General features: G+C 63.5%; 23 protein-coding genes and 1 tRNA gene. 8 read left to right on the top strand and 16 right to left on the bottom strand.

The features are described from left to right. Nucleotide 1: 1 nt before the first annotated feature. From npdG to AB843_RS08790, 7 genes are all read right to left on the bottom strand, one after another. Complete coding sequence (npdG, locus tag AB843_RS08820) at nucleotides 2–667, bottom strand: NADPH-dependent F420 reductase (protein WP_048646471.1); 666 nt, start codon at nucleotides 665–667, stop codon at nucleotides 2–4. 248 nt (nucleotides 668–915) lie between these two features. After that, entirely contained in the window at nucleotides 916–1,632 is a 717-nt protein-coding gene (locus AB843_RS08815; protein WP_048646470.1) for an ABC transporter ATP-binding protein, read from the bottom strand. Next, nucleotides 1,625–2,419 carry an ABC transporter ATP-binding protein gene (locus AB843_RS08810; RefSeq protein ID WP_048646469.1) on the bottom strand — a complete coding sequence of 265 codons (795 nt, stop codon included), beginning with the start codon at nucleotides 2,417–2,419 and terminating at the stop codon, nucleotides 1,625–1,627. The genes AB843_RS08815 and AB843_RS08810 overlap by 8 nt, the downstream gene beginning before the upstream one ends. Further along, nucleotides 2,419–3,510 carry a branched-chain amino acid ABC transporter permease gene (locus AB843_RS08805; protein ID WP_048646468.1) on the bottom strand — a complete coding sequence of 364 codons (1,092 nt, stop codon included), beginning with the start codon at nucleotides 3,508–3,510 and terminating at the stop codon, nucleotides 2,419–2,421. The genes AB843_RS08810 and AB843_RS08805 overlap by 1 nt, the downstream gene beginning before the upstream one ends. Next, entirely contained in the window at nucleotides 3,507–4,379 is an 873-nt protein-coding gene (locus tag AB843_RS08800) for a branched-chain amino acid ABC transporter permease (RefSeq protein WP_048646467.1), read from the bottom strand. The genes AB843_RS08805 and AB843_RS08800 overlap by 4 nt, the downstream gene beginning before the upstream one ends. Before the next feature lie 469 nt (nucleotides 4,380–4,848). Further along, nucleotides 4,849–4,924: transfer RNA gene (locus tag AB843_RS08795), tRNA-Lys, on the bottom strand. Nucleotides 4,925–5,065: 141 nt separating this feature from the next. After that, a complete protein-coding gene (locus AB843_RS08790) occupies nucleotides 5,066–5,974 on the bottom strand; it encodes a PhzF family phenazine biosynthesis protein (protein ID WP_048646466.1) in 909 nt (302 codons plus the stop codon). 133 nt (nucleotides 5,975–6,107) lie between these two features. Between AB843_RS08790 and AB843_RS08785 the strand changes: the two genes are divergently transcribed. Genes AB843_RS08785 through AB843_RS08775 form a run of 3 tightly spaced genes read left to right on the top strand, consistent with a single transcriptional unit; the run spans nucleotide 6,108 to nucleotide 9,261 of the window. Then, the gene (locus AB843_RS08785; RefSeq protein ID WP_048646465.1) at nucleotides 6,108–7,340 is read left to right on the top strand and encodes an efflux RND transporter periplasmic adaptor subunit; all 1,233 of its coding nucleotides are present in this window, start codon (nucleotides 6,108–6,110) and stop codon (nucleotides 7,338–7,340) included. Next, entirely contained in the window at nucleotides 7,337–8,053 is a 717-nt protein-coding gene (locus AB843_RS08780) for an ABC transporter ATP-binding protein (RefSeq protein WP_048646464.1), read from the top strand. Before AB843_RS08785 ends, AB843_RS08780 begins: the two co-directional genes overlap by 4 nt. After that, nucleotides 8,053–9,261 (top strand): ABC transporter permease, encoded by a 1,209-nt coding sequence (locus AB843_RS08775; RefSeq protein ID WP_048646657.1) that lies wholly within the window; start codon nucleotides 8,053–8,055, stop codon nucleotides 9,259–9,261. The genes AB843_RS08780 and AB843_RS08775 overlap by 1 nt, the downstream gene beginning before the upstream one ends. On the opposite strand, the gene AB843_RS08770 is transcribed toward AB843_RS08775, so the two are convergent. After that, nucleotides 9,262–10,374 carry an endonuclease/exonuclease/phosphatase family protein gene (locus tag AB843_RS08770; protein ID WP_048646463.1) on the bottom strand — a complete coding sequence of 371 codons (1,113 nt, stop codon included), beginning with the start codon at nucleotides 10,372–10,374 and terminating at the stop codon, nucleotides 9,262–9,264. Nucleotides 10,375–10,556: 182 nt separating this feature from the next. Here AB843_RS08770 and AB843_RS08765 point away from each other — a divergent pair, with 182 nt between their 5' ends. Together AB843_RS08765 and AB843_RS26325 are read left to right on the top strand one after the other, a co-directional pair. Then, the gene (locus AB843_RS08765; protein ID WP_048646462.1) at nucleotides 10,557–11,006 is read left to right on the top strand and encodes a BA14K family protein; all 450 of its coding nucleotides are present in this window, start codon (nucleotides 10,557–10,559) and stop codon (nucleotides 11,004–11,006) included. Nucleotides 11,007–11,202: 196 nt separating this feature from the next. Beyond that, the gene (locus tag AB843_RS26325; RefSeq protein ID WP_342021920.1) at nucleotides 11,203–11,769 is read left to right on the top strand and encodes a BA14K family protein; all 567 of its coding nucleotides are present in this window, start codon (nucleotides 11,203–11,205) and stop codon (nucleotides 11,767–11,769) included. Here AB843_RS26325 and AB843_RS08755 read toward each other — a convergent pair. Continuing rightward, complete coding sequence (locus AB843_RS08755; protein WP_048646460.1) at nucleotides 11,757–12,656, bottom strand: helix-turn-helix domain-containing protein; 900 nt, start codon at nucleotides 12,654–12,656, stop codon at nucleotides 11,757–11,759. The genes AB843_RS26325 and AB843_RS08755 overlap by 13 nt on opposite strands. Before the next feature lie 119 nt (nucleotides 12,657–12,775). Here AB843_RS08755 and AB843_RS08750 point away from each other — a divergent pair, with 119 nt between their 5' ends. Further along, the gene (locus AB843_RS08750; protein ID WP_048646459.1) at nucleotides 12,776–13,717 is read left to right on the top strand and encodes a phytanoyl-CoA dioxygenase family protein; all 942 of its coding nucleotides are present in this window, start codon (nucleotides 12,776–12,778) and stop codon (nucleotides 13,715–13,717) included. 113 nt (nucleotides 13,718–13,830) lie between these two features. Here the strand turns inward: AB843_RS08750 and AB843_RS08745 are convergent, their stop codons facing one another. The 4 genes from AB843_RS08745 to AB843_RS08730 form a co-directional block, all read right to left on the bottom strand. Beyond that, nucleotides 13,831–14,121, bottom strand: coding sequence for a hypothetical protein (locus AB843_RS08745; protein ID WP_048646458.1), 291 nt, complete (start codon nucleotides 14,119–14,121; stop codon nucleotides 13,831–13,833). Between the two features lie 136 nt (nucleotides 14,122–14,257). Further along, a complete protein-coding gene (gene ilvC, locus AB843_RS08740; protein ID WP_048646457.1) occupies nucleotides 14,258–15,277 on the bottom strand; it encodes a ketol-acid reductoisomerase in 1,020 nt (339 codons plus the stop codon). 54 nt (nucleotides 15,278–15,331) lie between these two features. Beyond that, nucleotides 15,332–15,934 (bottom strand): TetR/AcrR family transcriptional regulator, encoded by a 603-nt coding sequence (locus AB843_RS08735; protein ID WP_425286806.1) that lies wholly within the window; start codon nucleotides 15,932–15,934, stop codon nucleotides 15,332–15,334. Nucleotides 15,935–16,085: 151 nt separating this feature from the next. After that, the gene (locus AB843_RS08730) at nucleotides 16,086–16,499 is read right to left on the bottom strand and encodes a winged helix-turn-helix transcriptional regulator (protein ID WP_048646455.1); all 414 of its coding nucleotides are present in this window, start codon (nucleotides 16,497–16,499) and stop codon (nucleotides 16,086–16,088) included. Nucleotides 16,500–16,660: 161 nt separating this feature from the next. Here AB843_RS08730 and AB843_RS08725 point away from each other — a divergent pair, with 161 nt between their 5' ends. Then, complete coding sequence (locus AB843_RS08725) at nucleotides 16,661–17,554, top strand: SDR family oxidoreductase (protein ID WP_048646454.1); 894 nt, start codon at nucleotides 16,661–16,663, stop codon at nucleotides 17,552–17,554. Nucleotides 17,555–17,559: 5 nt separating this feature from the next. On the opposite strand, the gene AB843_RS08720 is transcribed toward AB843_RS08725, so the two are convergent. Further along, nucleotides 17,560–18,138: a transglycosylase SLT domain-containing protein gene (locus AB843_RS08720; protein ID WP_087587077.1), complete on the bottom strand. Its 579-nt coding sequence runs from the start codon at nucleotides 18,136–18,138 to the stop codon at nucleotides 17,560–17,562. A gap of 64 nt (nucleotides 18,139–18,202) precedes the next feature. Continuing rightward, a complete protein-coding gene (locus AB843_RS08715) occupies nucleotides 18,203–18,955 on the bottom strand; it encodes a pyridoxine 5'-phosphate synthase (RefSeq protein ID WP_048646452.1) in 753 nt (250 codons plus the stop codon). 103 nt (nucleotides 18,956–19,058) lie between these two features. Between AB843_RS08715 and AB843_RS08710 the strand changes: the two genes are divergently transcribed. Next, nucleotides 19,059–19,466: a SpoIIAA family protein gene (locus AB843_RS08710; protein ID WP_048646451.1), complete on the top strand. Its 408-nt coding sequence runs from the start codon at nucleotides 19,059–19,061 to the stop codon at nucleotides 19,464–19,466. An 11-nt stretch (nucleotides 19,467–19,477) separates the two neighbouring features. On the opposite strand, the gene AB843_RS26415 is transcribed toward AB843_RS08710, so the two are convergent. Beyond that, on the bottom strand, nucleotides 19,478–19,798 hold the full coding sequence (locus tag AB843_RS26415) for an ATP-binding domain-containing protein (protein WP_425286810.1): 321 nt from the start codon (nucleotides 19,796–19,798) through the stop codon (nucleotides 19,478–19,480). Nucleotides 19,799–20,020 lie beyond the last annotated feature (222 nt).

The raw sequence follows: 20,020 nt of genomic DNA, 5'->3' as shown, positions 1-20,020 counted from the left end.
GTCAGGCCTGCGTCGCGTCTTCCAGGCCGGTGATGGCGATGCCGGCGCCCAGAACCTTGTATTGGCGGTTGATCCAGATCAGCACTGAGGTCAGCGCTTCGGCCGCCGCCGAATTGGCCAGCGAGCCGCCGCCGACGCCGCGATTGGCCACCGCGCCGGCCAGTTCGATCACCTGGTTGCGCGCATCCTTGTCGTCGCTGAACACCAGCACGTCGCAATCGGCCCGGCCGCCCTTGTGCAGCTTCGCAGCACCGACATTGTGGAAGGCGGAGACCACGCGCACGCCTTCGCCAAGAAGATTCTGGGCGATCTGCGCAGCCGACCCCTCCTCCGGCAATTGCACTTTCGAAACCTTCGGCGGAACCAGCGGAACGGCGGCATCGACAAGAATCTTGCCCTGGACGGCGCTGCGGATTTCCTCGATCGAGGCCGCATGGTTGGAGAACGGAACCGCCAGCACGACGATGTCGGCGGCTTGCGCCGCGCCGACATTGGTCTGGCCGCTGACGCCGGCGCCCAACTGGCTCGCCGCTTCGGCGGCCTTCTCGGCCGAACGCGAACCGATCACCACCGTGTATCCGGCATTCGCCCAGGCGCGCGCCAGGCCCGAGCCCAGGTCTCCGGTTCCCCCGATAATGCCGATGACGGGTTTCGACGTGTCAGCCATATGTTTCCTACCTCGCTCGTTTCTGGGCACAGAATGCCGGTGGATGCCTGCACAAGCATTGCGCCACTGCACCGGCAATCGATCTGCCTGAAAGATACTATGTTTAGTAAGATAGAGCAAATAAAATTGCAAGCCGCAAGACACCTGTCCACCGACAATGCGCCAACGGCCCGAAAACCGCAAAACGGTCTTCGGGCCGGCGTATCGAACCGACAATGGGCACGCCCGAGCGCGTGCGGCGTCAGGAATCAGGCATGCACGCCGGCCCCCAGATAGGCCTCGCGCACATGCGGATTCTTGATCAGTTCCTCACCCTTTCCTTCGAGCACCATCGACCCGGCCTCGAGAAGATAGGCATAGTCGCACATGTCGAGCGCGGCGAACGCATTCTGCTCGACCATCATCACCGTGGTCCCCGCTTCGCGAATGCCCTGGATGATCGAGAAGGTCTGCTCGACGATGTTCGGTGCCAGACCCAATGAAGGTTCGTCGAACATGATCAGCCTGGGGCGCGACATCATTGACCGGCCGATGGCGAGCATCTGCTGCTCGCCGCCAGAAAGCGTGCCGGCCACCTGCTTGCGCCGCTCCGCCAGGCGCGGAAACTGTTCGAGCACCCGGTCCAGGTCTTCGGATATCTCCTTGGGGTCGCGCCGGAGATAGGCGCCGATCTCGAGATTCTCGAGCACGGTCATCTGGCCGAAAACCCGCCGCCCTTCGGGGCAATGGGCGATGCCCTTGGCCAGGATTTTCCCGGCGGCCATGCCGGTGATGTCCTCGCCGTCGAAGATGATCTGCCCCGACGCCGCCGGCACGATGCCGGAAATGGCCCTCAGCGTCGTGCTCTTGCCGGCGCCGTTGGCCCCGACCAGCACCACCAATTGCTTCTCCGGCACTTTTAGAGAAATGCCTTCGAGCGCCGTGACCTTGCCATAGCGGCAGACGAGATTCTTGATCTCAAGCATTCTTGACACCTCCCCCGAGATAGGCCGCGATCACTTCCGGATCATTCTGGATCTCGGAAGGCGTGCCGTTGGCAATGATGCGGCCATAGTTGAGGACGACGATGCGGTCGGAGATCTTCATCACCATCGGCATGTCATGCTCGACGAGCAGGATCGTCGTGCCCTTGGCCCGCAGCCGGTTGAGCAGGTCGATGAAGCGTCCGGTCTCCGACGCGTTCATGCCCGACACCGGCTCATCCAGAAGCAGGGCGCGCGGATCGGCCGCAAGCGCCAAGGCCACGCCAAGCAGGCGCTGGTCGCCATAGGGGAGGCTACCGCCGAGTTCGTCGGCCTCGTGCTCGATGCCGACGAGGCGCAGGATCTCCCACGCCTGCTCGCGCAGTTCAGCCTCCGCCCGCCTCTCGCCGGGCAGGCCCAGAAACGTGCCGAGCAGGCTCGGCGCCGTGCGCCGGTGCAGGCCGATCAGGACATTCTCGAACACCGTGATCTTCTCGAACACGCTGGTGCGCTGGAAGGTGCGCACCAGGCCGAGGCCGGTGACCTCATGCGGCTTCAGCCCGTCGAGCGACGTCCCCTGGAAGCTCACATGGCCCTTTGTCGGCCGCTGGAACCCCGTGATGACGTTGAAGGCCGTCGTCTTGCCGGCGCCGTTGGGGCCGATCAGGCTGACCAGTTCGCCCTCATGCACCTCGAAGCTCATGTCCGAGATGGCGACCAGTCCGCCGAAATGCACGGCCACATGTTCGACCGCCAGGATCGGCGCGGATGTTTGGGTTTGCGCGTTCATCACGAATTGACCTTTCCCGAGCTTGCCAGCGCCAGCGTCGATCCGCCCTGCCCCGTCTCCCTGTCAGCCGCCTTGCCGCCGGCCGCCGAACCGTCCTTGCGCCCCGGCTTCGCCTTACGATTGAACCAGCGCTCAATCGCCGGCACGATGCCTTCGGGCAGGACGAAGACGATCAGGATCATCAGCACGCCGTACAGGATCCACTGAACCTCCGGCCCGACATAGTTGCGCAGGACCACCGGCGCGAGGCCGAAGATCAGCCCGCCGACGATCGGACCTGCCAGCGTGCCCTTGCCCCCGGTGATGACCATGATGACCATCGTCACCGTGTTCAGGAACATGAAGATCATCGGGTCGATGATCTGGATGTAATGGGCGTAGAGACCGCCGGCCAGACCGGCCAGCGCACCGGAGAAAATGGCCGCGAGAACCAGATATTTCGTCACGCTGATGCCGACCGACACCGCCAGCGTCTCGTTTTCCCGCAGGGCGATCATCGCCCGCCCATAGGGCGATTGCACCAGCCGCTTGATCAGCACATAGGCAAGCGCGATGAAGACCAGGACGAGATAGTAGTTCTGCGCCTTGCCCCACAGCGTCACATAGCCGGTCCAGTCGAAGCCCAGCGTCAGCGGCGGGATGCCGGGCAGCGCCAACGGACCATTCGTCAGTTCGACCCAGTTGAGCGAGACGAGGCGCACCACCTCGGCGAAGCTGATCGTCACGATGACGAAATAGGCGCCGCGCACCCGGAAGGCGAGCTTGCCGATCAGATAGCCGCACAGCCCCGCAGCCAGCGCGCCGAGGATGAGCCCGATGAAGGGCGGCCACGGCTCGTGGGTGATCTGCACGCCGAAGATCGACAGGCTGAAGCCCAGCGAGGTGAGCGCACTGACATAGGCGCCGATGCCGAAGAAGGCGACATGCCCGAGGCTGAGCTGCCCGGTATAGCCGAGCAGCAGGTTGAGGCTCATGGCGGCCAGCATGAAGATGCCCGCCACGACCAGCGTGTGCAGATAGTATTGGTCCTGCAGCCAGAGAGGGACCGTGGCGAAGAACGCGAGCGCGATAAGGGGAAAAACCTGTTTCATCCGACACGCTCCGCCCGGGCGAACAGGCCCGTGGGTTTGAACAGAAGAACGATGATGATGATGACGAAGCCCATCGCGTCACGGTAGCCAGACGAGATGTATCCGGCGCCGATCTCCTCGGCGAAGGCGAGGATGAAGCCGCCTATGGCCGCCCCCGTCACATTGCCCAGCCCGCCAAGGATGACGATGGCGAACGCCTTCAGCGACGCCAGGTCGCCCATGGTCGGCGTGACGACGAAGACCGGCCCGAGCAGCGCGCCGGCGGCCGCCGCCAGCGCCGAGCCGAAGCCGAAGGTCATCGTGTAGATGGCGTTGATGTTGATGCCCATCAGCGCGGCGGTGTTGCTGTCCTGGAAAGTGGCCCGCATCGCCTTGCCGAGCTTCGTCCGGTTGATGACGACATAGGTGGCGGCAATCAGAACCAGGGCAATCACCAGCACCATGACACGCAGCCATGAAACCGATACCGGACCGATCACCAGCGGCGCTTCCGGCAGCGGCGAGGAGATCGACTTGGCGATGCCGCCCCAGCTCAGATGCTCGAGATTCTGCATGACGATCCATGCGCCGATCATGATCAGCATCGTCGTATCGATGTCGGCGCCGCGCTTGGGACGCAGCAGCGTGAACTCGATGATCGCCCCCAGCACCATGCCGGCGGCGATGGCAAAAGCGATCGACACGAAGAAATTCATGCCGATGATCGTCGCGAAGAAATACATCATATACGCGCCGAACGCGTACAGTTCGCCATGCGTGAAATTCACGATCCTCATGATGCCGAAGATCAGGGTCAGCCCTATGCCGAGAAGGGCATATGTCCCACCCATGATGACCGTATTGACGAGGTGCTGCAGCAGCTGATCCAATACTTCTCCTCCCTGCGTCCTTGTTCAAGCAGCCCCTCGCGTCCAGGACACACGGCCTGAACGCGAAGAGCGCCTCATTCCTCCAAAGCAACAGAGCACAAGCGCCCCGTCACGCAACCCGCGGCATCTGATGAAATCCCACGCCCAAGCCCCTCACCCGATGGTTTCGGCTTGACGCTCCGGTCCCCAGCGCCTGAACATCGCAGACAGCACAAATCTTACGCAGCGTGCCGCGGATTTGTGCAGATTGTTGTTATCTTCATATCGTTCCTATATTAATATCATTTCAAGTTCGCGTTGGCAACCGGCCAGACGGCGCGGCCGGCTTTTTTCACTCGGGAGCATGCGGAGGGACATGCAGGCACAACGCGACATTGCCCGCGACGGCAAGGAACACAGCCGGCGAGCCAGCCGGACGGCGACGCAAACCCGGCCAATGAGATTGATTTCTGCAAGGAATTTTGGGGAGTGGTGGGTGATGTAGGGCTCGAACCTACGACCCGCTGATTAAGAGTCAGCTGCTCTACCAACTGAGCTAATCACCCGACCGTTTCGGTCAGCGCATCAATTTTGCCGACCGAATGACGCGCTCCTTAAACGGTTTCCGGAGCGCATGCAAGTCGCTCTGACACAGGATTGTCACTTATCGCGCCATGCGGACTCAGTCAGGCGTCGGGCGACGCGCGTCAGACGAAAAGCGTTCCCTCGGCGATGCGGACCGCCGTGCCGCCGATCCGCGCGGCATCGATCTTGCCGCCGCTCAAATCCACCTCCAGGCGAATGCTCGACGGCCGGCCCATCTCGATGCCCTGCTCGATCAGAAAGCGGTGCGAGCCGTCCACCGGCGCGTCGTGGCGGACCAGCGCGCCGGCGAAGGCGGCGACCGCCGAACCCGTCGCCGGGTCCTCCGGTATTCCGTCATCCGGCGCGAACATGCGTGCGTGGAACGCATGGTCATGGTTCATTGTTTCGCGACAATAGATGTAAGGCTCCCCGGCGATCCCGTTGTGCTGCGGCGCCATGGCGCGCCACAGGGTCGCATCGAGCCACGCCTTGCCGGCCGCCCGCAGGTCGGCAACCGGCACGCAGACGTAAGGAACCCCGGCGCTCCAGGCGCTGATCGTGTGATTCTCGAAGCCAACCTCGTGGTGGTCGAGCCCGAGGGCCGCTGCCACAGCCTCCCGCTCGCCGGCAAAGGCGATCGGCTCGGGCAGGCGCGGCAGGTCGAATTCGGCGAAGCCGGGGCCACTGCCGACGGTCACCGCACACCGCACCGCTGCGACCACCTCCTCCAGCATCAGAAGAACGGTGCGCGGCTGCGAGCGGTCCTCACGCTCGGCCAGCGCCACCGCCGTGCCGACGGTCGGATGTCCGGCGAAAGGCAATTCTTGCCGCGGCGTGAAGATCCTGAGCCGCGCCGTGTGGCGCGCACCGCTGGGCGGAAACACGAACACGGTCTCCGACAGGTTGAACTCGCCGGCGATGCGCTGCATCGCGCCGTCGTCCAGCCCTTCGCAATCGAGAACGATGGCGAGCGGATTGCCGGCCAGGGCCGCATCGGAAAAAACGTCGTAGATATAGTAGTTTCGTCCCATCGCCGCACCTCCGATAAGAAAAAAATCGCCCTACGCGTGCATAATCAAGGAAACCACAATTTTGCCTTGTTATTCCCTTCATTCAGCTCCATTCCGGCTTAAAGGGGCGTGCTGGACATCGCAAGAGGATCCCATGCAGCAAACCGGCCGCCGCCCCAAGCAATCAACATCAGAAACATCGCTGCCGGACACGCCCGAAGCGGCGAAATCGTTTCCACGCGCGAAGATCCTTGCCTTGTTCGGCGTCGCGCTTCTGGCCAGTGCAGCCTATGTCATGTCCGGCACCGGCGAAGCCACTCCGGACCACTATGCCATCACCCCCGTTATGCGTGGCGATCTCATCGCCCGCATCGCCACAACGGCAACCCTGCGCCCACTGACTCAGGTCGACATATCAAGCGAGCTGAACGGCGCAATCCAGGCCGTGTTCGTGCGCGAAAACCAGCAAGTCATGCGCGGCGACATCCTCGCAAAGCTCGACACCACATCGCGCACACTCGACGTCGAAAGTGCCGAGGCATCGGTCACAGCGTCTCAGGCGCGCCTCTCGGACGCCGGGATCTCGCTCAGTCAGGCGGAGCAGAATCTCACGCGCGCCCTCGCCCTGTCGAAAGGCAATGCCATCGCGGCGCAAAAACTCGACGAGATCACCGCGACGCGCGCGCGCGCCGCCAATCAGGTCAAAGCGGCGGAAGCCGATCTGGCGATCAAACGCGTCGACCTCGAGCTGAAGCGCCTCGACCTCACCAGAAGCACGCTGCGCGCGCCGATCAACGGAGTTGTTCTGGCCCGTCGCGCGGACCCCGGACAAACCGTCGTTGCTTCCACCCAGGCGCCGGTTCTGTTCACGCTGGCGCAGGATCTGGCAAGGATGGAGCTGATCGCCAAGATCAACGAGGCGGATATCGGTGCCATCGACAAGGGTCAAAAGGCAAGTTTTACCGTTGATGCTTTTCCCGAGAGGGTTTTCGAGGCCGCGATACGCGATGTCTCCTACGCGCACAAAACCGAGAACAACATCGTCACCTATGAAGCCCGCCTGGACGTCAGCAATGCCGACCTCGCCCTGCGCCCCGGCATGACCGCATCCGTGTCGATCATCACCGGCGAGACCAAGGACGCGCTGCTCGTTCCCTCCAGTTCCCTTCGCTACCATCCGGCGTCAGACGCGGACAACACTTCCACCGAGCAATCCGCGCCGAGCCTCGAACAACACAATCGCGTCTACATTCTGCGCGATGGCAAGCCGCAGGCCGTTCGTGTCGAGACCGGGGTGCGCAATTGGGAGAAGACGGAGATCCTTTCCGGTCTCGCCGACGGCACAAGCGTCATCACCGCAGATGGCGAAGCAGATCTCGTCCAATGAATGCGGTCCTCGATACGGCGCCGCTTATCCGTTTTGAACAGGTCTGGAAGACCTATGGCGAAGGCGACATGCGGGTCGACGCCCTCGCCGGCGTCAGCCTTTCAGTCGAGAGCGGCGAATTCGTCGCCATCATGGGACCATCCGGCTCCGGCAAGTCGACCACGTTGAACATCATCGGTTGCCTCGATGCGCCGACCTCGGGCACCCACCGGTTTCTCGGCGACGACGCCGGCGCCCTCGATCGGGGACGCCGCGCCGGTTTGCGCAACATGCATATCGGTTTCGTCTTCCAAGGCTACAACCTCCTGCCCCGCACCACCGCACTGGAGAATGTCGAACTGCCACTCGTCTATCGTGGCATAAAAGCCAGGGAACGGCGCGAGCGTGCGGCCCAGGCACTGGCAGAGGTCGGCCTGAGCGGACGCGAACACCACACACCGGCCCAACTGTCCGGTGGTCAGCAGCAGCGCGTGGCGATCGCCCGCGCCATCGTCTCCAAACCGACATTGCTCATCGCCGACGAGCCGACGGGCAATCTCGACACGCGGCGCGGCCACGAGATCCTCGAACTGCTCACCGGCCTCAACCGACAGCAGGGATTGAGCATCGTTATGGTCACCCATGAGCCGGATATCGCCGCCTTCGCCCAGCGCGAGATCGGCTTTGTCGATGGCTGCATCGCCTATGACCGCGCGCGCGCCGGAGTGTCATGATGCTGCAGCAATCGGTTCGCCTGGCCCTCCTCTCCATCACCCGCAACAAGCTGCGTTCATTCCTGACCCTGCTCGGCATCATCATCGGCGTCGCCGCCGTCATCGCTATGCTCACCATCGGTTCGGGCGTCCGAGAGAAGATGCATGCCGACATCACCGCCCTGGGAAGCAATCAAGTGTTTGTGTCGGCAGGCTACAGGTTCGAGCCCGGTTCGCCGCCGCGCGACGCAGCGCGCCCGCTGGCCAGTGAGGATTATCGCATGCTTGCGCGCCGGCTCGTCGATGTACAGGCAACGGCCGCTGTCGCCAGAAAATCCCTGCGCGCCATTTTCGGCCCGAATTCCACCCAGGTTTCTGCCGTCGGCGTCACGCAGGATTACCTGCGCATTCGCAACTGGAAAGTGACGCGTGGCAGGGCGCCGACGCGAGCCGAAATGGAGAGTGGCGCCGGCGTCTGCCTGATCGCGCCGGCCGTCAGCAAGGCACTGTTCGGCTCCGACAGTCCGTTGAGCGCCCGCATCCGCATCGGCCAGATGACCTGCACCGTCATCGGCCTGCTTGCTGCCAAGGGCGGGTCCTTGTTTACTGATGAGGACAACACTGTCGTTCTGCCGCTCGAAGCCTATCAGACCCGCATTGCCGGCAACCGCCATGTGGAAAGCATTGTCCTGACGGCCAGACCGGGCATCATGACAGCGCGCATCAAGCGGGAGGCAGAGGCCGCCTTCCGGCAGATCCGCCGCATCGCACCAGGCCAGGACGATGATTTCCAGGCCGAGGACATGACCGAGATCATAAAGTTCACCACGGACACGATCAGCACCTTCACCGCGCTGCTCGGCGCCATCGCCGGCATCAGCCTGCTGGTCGGCGGCATCGGCATCATGAACATCACGCTGGTTTCCGTCACCGAGCGAACCCGCGAAATCGGCATCCGCATGGCCATCGGCGCCAGGCAGGGAAACATCCTGTCCCAATTCCTGGTCGAGGCTTCGATCCTGTCGCTGATCGGAGGCCTTTTGGGCATCGGCCTCGGGCTGGCCATCGCCTGGGGCGCCACGCTGCTGATCGGCATTCCCTTCGTTCCGAGCATCTTCGCCATCCTGTGCCTGTCGGGCGTGTCGATGATGATCGGCGTGGTGTTCGGCTTCTTCCCGGCTCTGCATGGCGCGCGGCTCGACCCCATCGAGGCGCTGCGTCACGAGTGATCAGGCGATGTCGAGCGTCACGGCCACCGGACAATGGTCCGACGCCTTCGGCCGGTCCCAACCGGTGCGCGGAAAGCGCGGCACATCCTGATCGGGCGGGAACACGGTGCGCCACGGCTGGCCGCCGCGGATGATGTCAGGGATGGCGCGCGAATTGTGCCGCGCCAGCCCCTGCGACAAAAGCAGATAGTCGAGCTGGCACAGATGCCGCTCGGCCGGGCCGCGCGTGTGATACAGCGTCCAGCGATCCATCACAGGCCGCCGCTCGACGATGTTCTCGCAGAACCCGCCTTCCGTCAGCACATCGATGCTCGACAATTCTTCCTGCGCCGGCTGGAAACGATACCCTTCATGCGCATCGCCCTCGATGACGATGCGCTCGCGATAATCGTTGAGGTCGCCGCAGATCACCCAGCGCTTCTGCGCCGCCTTGCCCACTCCGAAGCGCTCCTCGATGATGCGGCGCACGGCGCTTGCCTCGGCCATGCGCACCGGCATCGAGGCGGCCCGCCCATCCAGGCCGTTGCGCGGCGGGCTCATCGCCTTGAAGTGTACGACGAACAGCGTCAGCGGCCGCCCGCCGATCTTGATGTCGATCTCCAGGCAGTCACGGCGGAAGACCCGCTCCTGCGGCTCGATCCCGAGTTCGCCCAACGCCACATTGTGCAGGCCGAAATCGGCGAAGGTAACATGCGCATGGCTGGTCATGCGGACGAATTCGATGGGCTGTCCGTGCGCCGTCTCGCGCCGCATCATCACCGCCACGTCGATGCCGCGCTTGTCGTTGCCTGATGTCGAGTATTTTTCCTGGTAGCCGCTGCCGATCATCTTGAACAGATAGCCGTATTCGAACGCCTTCAGCGCGGCCAGATTGTCGACTTCCTGCAAGCATAGGATGTCGGCGCGCGTGGCGGCGATCGCCAGCGCCGTCAGCTGGCGCGCATCGTCCGTATGGGCGATGGCGCGCGCCTGCTCCAGAGCCCTGTACTGCGTCTCGTCGGCGATGTCGTAGAGAGCCAGCGCCCGGTCCTGGTGCAATTCATTGCGGAAACCGGAAAAATCAAACCGGTTCATCAGGTTTTCAACGTTGAAGGTGGCGAGCCGGAGGGACATGCGCGGCACGTTTACCCAGCCCGGCATCAATTACAAGCCCGTCCGCACGATCGCCCAACGTCGCCACGCAACGGAAACGTTCATCACGCGTTCATCGCCTATCAGATTAGTATGATACAGTCATAACGGATATGGGACACACACCGAAGGGGTTCAGGGGGCTGAAAAGTCTGGAGATTGGTATGAAACACAAGCTAACCACACTCGCCTGCTCGGGGCTCATCGCCCTCGGCTTTGCATTCGTCGGCGCCCCGGCAAGCGCCAGCGCGCTGGGCACAGCCGGCGGCGCCATCGTCAACACGGTCGACAAGACCGCCGGTCAGACACCGATCGTCAAGGTCGATCGCCATGATCGGCGCTGGAGACGGCACCATCGCAGGGACCGCGACTGGCGCCGGCATCGCCCGCGCAGCGGAATCTACCTCGAGTTCGGCCGTCCTGCGCCCTACTATGCACCGCCCTACTACGCGCGCCCGCGTCCCGTCCGGCCCCAATACAGGCCGCGTGTCTCCCTGTCGCGCGCCCATGTGAACTGGTGCTACAACCGCTACCGGTCCTATCGCGCGGTGGACAATTCGTTCCAGCCCTATAACGGGCCGCGCCGGCAGTGCATTTCGCCCTATTATCGATAGGCTGAAAACCATCACGATGGATGAAATGGCGCGGTGTATCCGCGCCATTTTCACAGGAAGCAATTCATCCGGAACCATCCGGGCCGCGATTGCAATCCGTGCGGTCCCGCGATCCGTGGTCTTTGAGTAAAACCTCGCTTTTCATACATGCGCCGCGACGTATTGTTTACGTATACGGTTTACTTCGGAGCATGAAATGAGAATGGTTTTGAAGCTCGGCCTGGCCACACTGCTTGCCGGTCTGGCGATCGGTCAGGCGGAAGCGGCGTTTTCCCCCGCAAACCCAGCACTCAACACGGTTGAAACAACCCGGTTTATCATCACCCCCGTCGATCGCCTGCGCGGCGGCCGCATGCGGCTCACGCTCGGCATTGGCCGGGATCGATATTATGGACGCGACCATTATCGTTATCGCAGCAGCCGCCATTGGCGCTACCTGCGCGGCAGCAGCCTCGACCCGTTCTGGGATCGCCCTTCCTATCGCCGCGGCTGGCCGGCACGCCCCTTCTATCGCGACGATCCATGGTTTGAGCCTGGAAGCCGCCTGTGGCGGGGCCGCTACGGCCGCACGCCCAGTCGCTTGCGCCTCGAATGGCGGCAGGAGTTGCGTCCGCGCAGCCTGCGCATGTATCCCGATCACCAGACGCAGGCGGCACACAGGGCATGGTGCCATCAGAACTACCGCTCCTATCGGGCCAGCGACAACAGCTTCCAGCCCTATCGCGGCGGGCGCCAGCGCTGCCGGTCGCCCTATGGGCGCTGAAGGTCGGTGGATGCGCGGACGGCATCCGGCGCCCTGAAACGCGCCCGGTACTCACCTGGCGTCATGCCGCGCAAGGCCTTGAACTGTCGGTTGAAATTGGCCAGCGTGTTGTAGCCGACCGCCTGCGCGATGTGCTGGATGGGCTGGGTGCCGCCCGACAGCCGGGCGCAGGCATCGCCAATCCTCAGCCGCATCACATAGTCGGCGATCCCCATTCGCGCGTGGCGGACGAACAGGCGGTGCAGGCCCGACAGGCTCAGCGCGGCGATGGACGCCAGTTCCGCATTGCCCACGCCCTCGGCGTAGTGCGCGTGGATATGCGTCAATATGCGCTCGATGCGCTGCCGGTCATCGCCCGTGGCGCCGCGCGCCACCGGGGCGCTGGCAAGCGGCTCCGCCTCGGCGTCACCGGCCAGTTCCAGCAGAATGCCGATCAGCGCCAGCAGCCGCTCGGGCGCTGGTGCCGCAAACAGCGCGGCGATCCGCGGCTGCAAGGACCGCACCGTCTGCTTGCCGAAACTCAGGCCCGCCCCGGCCCGCGCCAGGAGATGGGCGATCGGCTCCAACTCGACGAAGCCGTCGCTCAGCCGCGCTGCCCAATCGTGCTGGAACCACATGACAAGCGCCACATGCGGCGCCGCCGGGTCGAGCTTCTCGCGCGATGCCCATGTGTGCGGCAGGTTCGGACCGATCAGCACCAGGTCGCCATCGCCATAGCTGCCCACGTGATCGCCGATGAAGCGCTGCCCGCGCGAGTTCAGCGTCAGCGTCAACTCGTATTCGGGGTGGTGATGCCATTCGAAGGGAATGGCCGCGTCAAGCTGCCGGTTGAGCATGCTCCAGGAAGCGCCGGGAATGATCGGTAGTTTTTCCAGATAGGGTCTCATCCAGCGCCGCACTCCCAAAAGACGCCATAATAGTACCAGTATTGGCGATGTGAGTACAACATCGTGGCCGATGGCGCGGTAGGCTGGCCGAGACATGCAGGAAACCATGGGAGGAGACCTTGCAGGCCAACGCACTGAAACGCGACACGCATCCCGCCAGCAGCCGGACGACCACGCAACTGAGGGATATCCGCAAGACGCTGCCGCTGCGCGTATTGTCATCCGACGACTGGCAGCACTGGATCACCAAGGGCTACGTCATCGTCCGCCGGGCGGTGCCGCAGGACAATGTCGAACGCCTCGTCGACCTGCTCTGGCGGTTCGACGAGAAGGATCCGAACGATCCGTCGACCTGGTACGCACCGCAGCGGCGCGCGCACAAGATGAAGGAACTCAACAACACCGGCATGCTGGAGATCTACAATCACCAGCACCTGTGGGACAATCGCATGGAGCCGCGCATCTACGACGCCTTCGTCGACATCTGGGACCGCGAGGATCTGTGGGTCACGATCGATCGCGCCAATCTCAACCCGCCCAAACGCGTCAAGGGCAATGCGCAGGGCTTTATCCATTGGGATGCGGACACCTCGCTCGACCCGCTGCCGATCGGCGTGCAGGGTGTTTTGAGCCTGAAGAAGCAGGATGGCGATGTCGGCGGATTTCAATGCATCCCCGAACTGTTCGAGCATTTCGACGAATGGGTGAAAACCCAGCCGGACGATCGCGATCCGATGCATCCCGACACGACCGGCCTGAGCATCACCAACATCGACATGGAAGCGGGCGATCTGCTGATCTTCAACTCGCTGCTGGCCCATGGCGTGCGCCCCAACCATTCGGACGGCCGCGTTCGCATGGCGCAGTACGTGTCGATGTACCCGGCCGAATGGGACAATGAGGAAGACCGCCTCGAGCGCATCCGCCTGTGGCGCGAACGGGATCATCCCAAGCGCGACGCCTTCCCCGGCGACCCGCGCCAATGGGAGAAGCAGAATGCCGAGACCGCAAGCCTGACGCCGCTCGGCGAAAAGCTGCTTGGGCTCAAGCCCTGGGAATAGGCGGCAAGCCCTTATAGTATTTTGCAGTCAGGGGGAATCACCTGACGTCCGCATAAATGCGAAGAAACAATTAGATAGACCGGGTCAGCGTTTCCATGAAACGCTGACCCGGTCTAGTCCAGCGCGATGCCGATCTCCGTCAGGCTGCGCCAGCGGATCGTCGCGCGGCGCAGCCGGTCGCTTCCCTCGATCTCCAGATCGAAGGTCACGGGCATCGCGCAGATATCGCCGAAGCGAATGCGTGCGCCATGTTCCGATTGATCGAGCATCATGCCAAGCAGCGTGCAGCGGTCCTCGCAAAATCGCACGCGCGCATGCTTCTGCACCCGCCGGCGCAGCGCCCCCCGCCGCTCAGGGAAAACCTTGCCGTCCAGGCCGATGGATTTTTCCGTAATCCGCATCATGGTTCGCCTCCTCTGGTGAACACCCGGATCAAGCGAGAACCGTGCCAGTCTTTTTGTCCCGAAACGGCACAGACCAGCGCACACGAAAAGGGCCGCGACGATGTCGCGGCCCTCTCGTTTGGAATTCCGTAAGAGACTAATTCCTGTCCTTGTCGACGAGCTGGTTCTTGGAAATCCACGGCATCATGCCGCGCAGCTTGGCGCCGACTTCCTCGATCTGATGCTCGTCGTTCAGGCGGCGGGTCGCCTTGAAGCGCGCCGCGCCCGAATGCCACTCCTGCATCCATTCCGAGGTGAAGCGGCCCGACTGGATGTCGGCGAGCACGCGCTTCATCTCTGCCTTGGTCTCGGCCGTGATGATGCGCGGACCGGAAACATATTCGCCCCACTCGGCCGTGTTGGAGATCGAGTAGTTCATGTTGGCGATGCCGCCCTCATAGATCAGGTCGACGATCAGCTTCACCTCGTGCAGGCACTCGAAATAAGCCATTTCCGGCGCATAGCCGGCCTCGACCAGCGTCTCGAAGCCGGCGCGGATCAGTTCCACCAGGCCGCCGCACAGCACCACCTGCTCGCCGAACAGGTCGGTCTCGCACTCTTCGCGGAAGGTGGTCTCGATGATGCCCGAACGGCCGCCGCCGACGCCGCAGGCATAGGACAGGCCGAGGTCGAGCGCATTGCCCGAGGCGTCCTGGTGAACGGCCACCAGGCACGGCACGCCGCCGCCCTTCTGGTATTCGCCGCGCACCGTGTGTCCGGGCCCCTTCGGCGCGACCATCAGAACGTCGATGGTCTTCTTCGGCTCGATCAGGCCGAAATGCACGTTGAGGCCGTGCGCGAAGGCGATCGCCGCGCCGTCGCGAATGTTCGGCGCGATCTCATCCTTGTAGATGCCGGCCTGCAATTCGTCGGGCGTCGCCATCATCATCAGGTCGGCCCAGCCGGCCGCTTCCGCCACCGTCATCACCTTCAGCCCGTCCGCCTCGGCCTTCTTGGCCGTGGAGGAACCGGCACGCAGCGCCACGGCCAGCTCCTTGGCGCCGGAATCCTTCAGGTTGAGCGCATGCGCCCGTCCCTGGCTGCCATAGCCGATGATGGCGACCTTCTTGCCCTTAATGAGGTTCAGATCGGCGTCGCGATCGTAATAAACACGCATACTCGTTTCCTTCTTTTGACAATCAATTGGCGTTATATACGGGGCGGCCTGGCATCAGGCTGGGATCGCCTTCATGTTTTCCCGCACTCCGAAGAGTACGAAAAACTGTTCCACCGCCTCTTCCGCGAGAGCGGCGAATTTTTCCGGCTGACGCGCGCCAGCCTCGTATAGAAGCATGCGCACATGCAGGTCGCGTACGATCAGTCCATAAAGCGTGTGGTAGGCGGCATCGCGATCATCGTAGATGATGAAACCGCGTCGTCGTCCCGCTTCCAGGAGTGCGCCGGCGCGTTTGTCGATACCGCGCCGACCGCGTTCGATGAGCAATTCCCCCAGTCGATTGCCTTCGCGACTCGCCTGACCGATTGCCAGCCGATTGAGCGCGAGCGATACGTCGCCGCCTAGAACTTGCAAGAGATCGTTGGCAAAATCCATAAGATGCGCGCGGAAGCGCGCGAGATCCAGCGCCGCGCCATCATCGATCTGCGCCCGCACCTTGCTCGCCTGGTGGGTGATCATGGCGGCCAGCAATCCGTCCCGGTCGCCGAACCATTTGTAGAGGCTTTCCTTCGAGCAACGCGCCGCGCGCGCCAGCCCGGCCGTCGTCAACGCCCGCTCGCCACCTTCCAGAAGCAGTTCGAGCGCCCGGTCGAGCACAGCCCGCTGGCGTGGCGTGAATGTTTCGGGAGCGTCTTGTGTCTCGCGCAAGGGATTGCCTGAACCGGATGATCGTACCGTACGGTACGGTTCTGTCACAGGTGAACGTCGATTTCAAGCCTGCGCGGCGCGCGGCTGCGGGTTTTTCGCCTCAGCTTTCATCCCTGTCGAAGCGCGCCCGCGCCGCGCGCACCGCGTCATGATGCTGCTCGGCCCACTTCACCAGCGCCTGCAGCGGGTCGAACATGGAGCGGCCGAGCTCCGTCAGGCTGTATTCGACACTCGGGGGTTTGGTCGGAAAAACCGCGCGATGCACATAGCCGTCGCGCTGCAGGTCGCGCAGGGTCTGCGTCAGCATGCGTTGCGAGATGTCCGGTACCAGCCGGCGCAGCGCGCCGAAGCGGTAGGGCTGCTCGGCCAGCGCCAGCATCAGCAGCGAGTTCCACTTGCCGCCGATATTGGCGATCACCTCGCGCACCGGGCAATTCTCCAGGTGAACGCCCTCGTCGCGCGCCAGGCGGTAGAAATCGAGCTTGCTCCTGACACTGGCCGGTTTCGTATTCATCGGCGCCTCTCCTTCTGCCAGCCGATCCCGCGATGGTGGTTCCCTCCACGTAACCACTGGCAGAAAAACTGCCTTCTTTACGGACGGCTTCCAATTCCTATTTTAGCGCTGGTCTCTTTTCTAGACCAGCTATCAGATTTGCGTTCCGAAGGGAAGAATCCATGTCCGACACCATTCTCGTCACCGGCGCGTCCGGCCATCTGGGCCGCGCCGTCATCGACCACCTGCTTGAAACCGAGCGATTGCCCGCCACGCGCATCGTCGCCGGAACGCGCGATCCGGCGGCCCTCGCCGACCTTGCCGCGCGCGGCACGGCCGTCCGCCAGGTCGATTTCGACGATGCCGCCAGCCTTCCCGCAGCCTTCGCCGGCATCGGCACGCTGCTGATCATCTCCACCGACGCGCTGGGCGAGCCCGGCAAGCGCCTTCGCCAGCATCAGGCCGCCGTCGCCGCTGCCGTCGAAGCCGGCGTGGCGCGCATCGCCTACACGTCCATGCCCAATCCGGAACCCGGCAATCCGGTTCTGTTCGCCGGCGACCATTTCGGCACGGAACAGGCGATCAAGGCGAGCGGCGTCCCCTACACCATCTTCCGCAACAGCTGGTATCAGGAAAACCTGCTGATGAGCCTGCCGCAGGCAATCGCAGGCGGCAAATGGTACACCGCATCGGGTGACGGGCGGCTGGCGCATGTGGGGCGCGATGACGTCGCCAGGGCGATCGCCGCCTCCCTGGCGACCGACGCGGCGGCAAGCCGAACCTACACGCTGACCGGCGCGCAAGCGCTCGACACGGAGGAGACCGCCGCCCTGGCCGGCCAGGTTCTCGGCAAGCCGATCGAGGTCGTGCACCTGTCCGACGATGCCCTGCTTGCCGGCCTGACGTCCGCCGGCGTGCCGGCCGGGTTCGCGCAGCTGCTCGTCTCCTTCGACGCCAACACGCGGGCCGGCAGTATCAGCGACCGGACCGACGATGTCGAAACCCTGTCAGGCCAGGCCCCGCGCACACTGAAAAGCTTCCTGGAAGCGAACCGGACCGCCTTGGTCGGCGCGTAACCCTCTCACCGCCCGCAACGGCGCATCTGGCCGGCATAGCTGTTGGCCATGCTGGCTGCCTTGCGGGCGGATTTCTGCATGTGCGGGCTGTTGCGCCAGGCACCGCGCGCATAGCCCGCATGCCCGGCATAATAGGCGAGGTAGAGATTGTACGGATCGTTCAGCGCGATGCCGTTCGTCCTGTTGCTGGTTGCGTGATACCAGCCGACGAAATTGACCGCGTCGGAGAAATTGCTGCGCCGCGCGCTCCATTTGCCGGTCTCGCGCCTGTAGCGATCCCATGTCCCGTCGAGTGCTTGCGAATAGCCATAGGCGCTCGAGGCGCGTTTCCACGGAATGAAGCCGAGGAGTTTCTTGCGCGGCGGCCGCGCCCGGCCGGCAAAGCCGGATTCGATGCGGATGGTCGCCATCAGCACCGAGGCCGGCACGCCATATTCGCGCTCCGTGCTCTTGGCAGCGTTGTACCAGCCGCCGAACAGCCCCTGCTTCTGGTCGAACACGGAGCAGACATCGTTGATCCGGCTCGGCGCCGATGCGCAGGCCGATAAAACCGACAACAGGAACAGCAAAACCACGACGCGCATCACAAACCTCATGCTCTGCGTCGTGGATAGTGGATAAAATGCTAAGAATTCTTATCGGCTGCGGTTAACCATCATCCCGCCCGCCGCAGGCTTTGACGAAACGCCGCACCGTTTGCGCCATTCCATGCTCCAGCGCATCGGCTGTCAGCCCGTGGCCGATCGACACCTCCGCCAATGCCGGAATGCGCCGCGCCAGCGCTGGCAGATTGGCAACGGTCAGATCGTGGCCGGCGTTGACGCCAAGGCCGAGAGATGCCGCCGCATCCGCCGTTTTTCCGAGCCTTTCCAGTTCGATGGAAGCTTTTGCGGAATCATCGTGGCAAGCGCCGTAAGGCCCCGTGTAGAGCTCGATCCGGTCGGCACCGAGCGCTTTGGCTGCCTCCATCTGCGCCGGATCGGGGTCGGCGAACAGCGACACGCGAAAACCCTTCTTCTTCAACCGGCCGACGATGGGGGCCAGGAAGGCGCCCTGCCCGGCAAAATCCCAGCCATGGTCCGACGTCGCCTGCGACGGATCGTCCGGCACCAGCGTCACCTGCTCGGGCTGGTGCTCGTCGACGAGATCGAGGAACGCCTCGGTCGGAAACCCTTCGATGTTGAACTCGCAATCGGCAAACTCGTCGTCGATCAGCGCCCTTATGTCCGGCAGGTCGCAAAAGCGGATGTGGCGCTGGTCGGGCCTGGGATGCACCGTCAGCCCGCGCGCACCGGCGGCAAGCGCGATCCGACCCAGTCCGGTGACGCTCGGCCAGGGAAGGTCGCGCCGGTTGCGCAGCATGGCGACGGCATTGAGATTGACGGAGAGTTTTGCCGGCATGGTCTGTCCCGCTTTGTTGCTGTCCTATGCTGCATAGACGGTCCTGCGCGGAACGGACAGGACCAATCGGCGTTGTGAAGATGGACAAGCAGGGAGAAGCCTCATGATCCTCAATGACGACCCGCCGCATGTCCGGCGCATCGAGACCGACCGCGAGGACGCCTATGCGTTCGAGCTCGTCGGCCACATCACCGCCGCCGACATGGAGAATCTCTATGGCCTTCTCGAAGGCGCCTATGAGGTCCATGACAAGATCGACGTGCTGGTCATCCTGCGCGGCTATGAGGGTTTTGACTGGCAGGCCGCCTTCAAGGAGCAGACCATGATCGGCAAGACCCATGCGCTGCAGCACATCCGCAAATACGCCTTTGCCGGTGGGCCGGGCTGGATGAGCGCGATGGCCAGCCTGTTTCGACCGTTCTTCTCCATGGAGATGAAGCACTTCGACGCCGACGAGATCGACCAGGCCTGGGCCTGGATCGGCGCGCGGCCGATCGAGACTGCTACCTGACGCCGAGACCGCTACCTGACGATGGTCAGGCGCTCGGCGGCGCGGGTGATCGCCGTATAGAGCCAGCGCTGGCGCGTGTCGCGAAAGGCGTAGCTCTCGTCGAACAGCACCACCTCGTCCCATTGCGAGCCCTGCGCCTTGTGCACGGTCAGCGCGTAACCATAGTCGAAATCGTCGTAGCGCTTCTTGGTCTGCCACGGGATATCGCTGTCGGGGTCCTCGAAGGCCGCCTTGAGCAGCTTGATCTTGGCGACGCCGCGATCGGGATCGTCCTCTTCCGGCGAGACCAGCAGGTTGATTCCCGGCTTCACCGTCTCGCGCGACGAGGTCATCACCTTCCACAGCGAGCCGTTCAACAGCCCCTTGGCCGGGTCGTTGCGCAGGCACACCAGCTTGTCGCCCGCCTGCGGGTAGCTGGCGTCGAAGCCCTTCAATTCGCGCAGGCGCTGGTTGTAGCGCCGCCGCGTCCGGTTGGTGCCGACCAGCACCTGGTCGGCCTCCAGGACCATGTCCTGGTTGACCTCGGATTTCGAGATCAGTTTGGCCGCGCCATA

Source organism: Nitratireductor soli, assembly GCF_001050155.1.
Taxonomy (GTDB): domain Bacteria; phylum Pseudomonadota; class Alphaproteobacteria; order Rhizobiales; family Rhizobiaceae; genus Nitratireductor; species Nitratireductor soli.
The sequence above is the reverse complement of the archived record's forward strand: the minus strand, read 5'-3'. Positions and strand labels throughout refer to the sequence as shown.